The organism is Roseibium sp. SCP15 (assembly GCF_040329435.1).
Lineage (GTDB): Bacteria > Pseudomonadota > Alphaproteobacteria > Rhizobiales > Stappiaceae > Roseibium.
Window position 1 is genome coordinate 2,501 of record NZ_JBDZYI010000008.1, and the last position, 3,472, is coordinate 5,972.

Sequence of the window (3,472 nt, forward strand, 5' to 3'; positions counted from 1 at the left end):
TGATGAACATTGATAATGAGAGTGATCAAGTGTCTTAAGGGCATTCGGTGGATGCCTTGGCGACAAGAGGCGATGAAGGACGTGATACGCTGCGATAAGCGTCGGGGAGCTGCGAATAAGCTTTGATCCGGCGATTTCCGAATGGGGAAACCCACTCCGTATGGAGTACCCGCAAGGGAGCAAACCCGGGGAACTGAAACATCTAAGTACCCGGAGGAAAGGACATCAACCGAGACTCCGCTAGTAGTGGCGAGCGAACGCGGACCAGGCCAGTGGCTATAGAGTAAGAACCGGAACCGTCTGGAAAGTCGGGCCTTAGTGGGTGACAGCCCCGTACGGGTAGAAATCTTTATAGTCCTCGAGTAGGGCGGGACACGTGAAATCCTGTCTGAACGTGGGGGGACCACCCTCCAAGCCTAAGTACTCCTTGTCGACCGATAGCGAACAAGTACCGTGAGGGAAAGGTGAAAAGTACCCCGACGAGGGGAGTGAAACAGTTCCTGAAACCGGATGCCTACAAACAGTTGGAGCCCGCAAGGGTGACAGCGTACCTTTTGTATAATGGGTCAGCGACTTAATTTAACGAGCAAGCTTAAGCCGGTAGGTGTAGGCGTAGCGAAAGCGAGTCTGAATAGGGCGTTTTAGTTCGTTGGATTAGACCCGAAACCGAGTGATCTAGCCATGGCCAGGTTGAAGGTGCGGTAACACGCACTGGAGGACCGAACCCACGCCTGTTGAAAAAGTCGGGGATGAGCTGTGGCTAGGGGTGAAAGGCCAATCAAACTCGGAAATAGCTGGTTCTCCGCGAAATCTATTTAGGTAGAGCGTCGGATGAATACTCTCGGGGGTAGAGCACTGGATGGGCTATGGGGGCTTACCGCCTTACTGATCCTAACCAAACTCCGAATACCGAGAAGTACTATCCGGCAGACACACAGTGGGTGCTAACGTCCATTGTGGAGAGGGAAACAACCCTGACCGCCAGTTAAGGTCCCTAAGTTATGGCTAAGTGGGAAAGGATGTAGAACTCCCAAAACAACCAGGATGTTGGCTTAGAAGCAGCCATCATTTAAAGAAAGCGTAACAGCTCACTGGTCTAAATAAGGGGTTCCGCGCCGAAAATGTACCGGGGCTCAAGCCATACACCGAAACTGCGGGTGCATCTTATGATGCGCGGTAGCGGAGCGTTCTGTAAGTCTGCGAAGGGATACCTGTGAGGGGTCCTGGAGATATCAGAAGTGCGAATGCTGACATGAGTAACGATAAAGAGGGTGAGAGACCCTCTCGCCGAAAGTCCAAGGGTTCCTGCGCAACGCTAATCGGCGCAGGGTTAGCCGGCCCCTAAGGCGAGGCCGAAAGGCGTAGTCGATGGGAATGCAGTTAATATTCTGCAGCTTGGTGGTAGTGACGGATGCAGTGTGTTGTATCTCCTTATTGGATTGGGGGTGCAGCGAATGTGTTCCAGGAAATAGCTCCACCGTATAAACCGTACCCGAAACCGACACAGGTGGACTGGTAGAGAATACCAAGGCGCTTGAGAGAACTATGCTGAAGGAACTCGGCAAAATGCTCCCGTAAGTTCGCGAGAAGGGAGACCTCAGTTCGGGCAACCGGATTGGGGTGGCACAGACCAGGGGGTGGCGACTGTTTATCAAAAACACAGGGCTCTGCGAAGCCGCAAGGCGACGTATAGGGTCTGACGCCTGCCCGGTGCTGGAAGGTTAAGAGGAGGTGTGCAAGCACCGAATTGAAGCCCCAGTAAACGGCGGCCGTAACTATAACGGTCCTAAGGTAGCGAAATTCCTTGTCGGGTAAGTTCCGACCTGCACGAATGGCGTAACGACTTCCCCGCTGTCTCCAGCATAGACTCAGTGAAATTGAATTCCCCGTGAAGATGCGGGGTTCCTGCGGTCAGACGGAAAGACCCCGTGCACCTTTACTACAGCTTCACACTGGTATTCGTCACGACATGTGTAGGATAGGTGGTAGACGTTGAAACAAGGGCGCCAGCTCTTGTGGAGTCACCCTTGAAATACCACCCTTGTCGTCATGGATATCTAACCGCGGTACAACAATATCCGGGACCGTGTGTGGCGGGTAGTTTGACTGGGGCGGTCGCCTCCCAAATGGTAACGGAGGCGCGCGAAGGTGGGCTCAGAGCGGTCGGAAATCGCTCGTTGAGTGCAATGGCATAAGCCTGCCTGACTGCGAGACTGACAAGTCGAGCAGAGACGAAAGTCGGCCATAGTGATCCGGTGGTCCCTCGTGGAAGGGCCATCGCTCAACGGATAAAAGGTACGCCGGGGATAACAGGCTGATGATGCCCAAGAGTCCATATCGACGGCATTGTTTGGCACCTCGATGTCGACTCATCACATCCTGGGGCTGGAGCAGGTCCCAAGGGTTTGGCTGTTCGCCAATTAAAGTGGTACGTGAGTTGGGTTCAGAACGTCGCGAGACAGTTCGGTCCCTATCTGCCGTGGGTGTAGGAGAATTGAGAGGATCTGTCCCTAGTACGAGAGGACCGGGATGGACGTACCTCTGGTGGACCTGTTGTGGCGCCAGCCGCATTGCAGGGTAGCTATGTACGGAAGGGATAACCGCTGAAAGCATCTAAGCGGGAAACCCACCTCAAAACCAGTTCTCCCTGAAGAGCCGTGGAAGACCACCACGTCGATAGGAAGCGTGTGGAAGTGTGGCAACACATGAAGCTTAGCTTTACTAATAGCTCGTTCGGCTTGATCCTCTCATTAATCAATGTTCATCTTTTAAAAGCGCCCTTGGCGCTTTGAAAAGATCATCTTTACTGCACTACCGGCTATCGCCTACTTGAGTGCGGTTAAGATGATCAAACCAAGACCAGTTCACAACAAACTGCGCTTCGCCGGCCTGGTGGCCTCAGCGGGGAGCCCCCACCCGATCCCATCCCGAACTCGGCCGTGAAACTCCCCAGCGCCAATGGTACTGCATCTTAAGGTGTGGGAGAGTAGGTCGCTGCCAGGCCTGCAAAACGCAGTTTGATGAAATCTCTTCAACTTAAGCGCTCACGGCCGTACCGGGCTCTGCCCTGGCCTCCGCGAGGGCGGCCAAAAGTGGCCGACGCGCTTTGCGCTTGCCTTCGCTGCGCTTGGGAACACACGTTCCAATCCAGCGAAATTACATATTGAGCGTCTCCAAAATGGAGCAGCTCCCGCGACGCCCGAAGATCCAAAGGATCAAGGACGCGCAAAACAAAAATAACGCGGGATGGAGCAGCCCGGTAGCTCGTCAGGCTCATAACCTGAAGGTCGCAGGTTCAAATCCTGCTCCCGCAACCAATAAAACAACCCGGCCTCGTGCCGGGTTTTTTGTTGGAACCGCTCGTCGATTTTGACCCGACGGGGTCCCCGCAACGAGGACAACGTCCGACGCAACGGCGCACAAAACAAGAAAATCATGCACAAACAACAAAACAAAAAAAGCCCGCACGGTG

At 54.0% G+C, this 3,472-nt stretch carries 1 tRNA gene and 2 rRNA genes; all 3 read left to right on the forward strand.

Features of this window, described 5'->3' with window-relative positions:
- Window positions 1-23 precede the first annotated feature (23 nt).
- The 3 genes from ABLO27_RS27060 (at window position 24) to ABLO27_RS27070 (ending at window position 3,317) form a co-directional block, all read left to right on the forward strand.
- Window positions 24-2,746, forward strand: a 23S ribosomal RNA gene (locus ABLO27_RS27060).
- 142 nt (window positions 2,747-2,888) lie between these two features.
- A 5S ribosomal RNA gene (gene rrf, locus ABLO27_RS27065) occupies window positions 2,889-3,003 on the forward strand.
- Between the two features lie 237 nt (window positions 3,004-3,240).
- Window positions 3,241-3,317: transfer RNA gene (locus ABLO27_RS27070), tRNA-Met, on the forward strand.
- The last annotated feature ends 155 nt before the right edge of the window (window positions 3,318-3,472 follow it).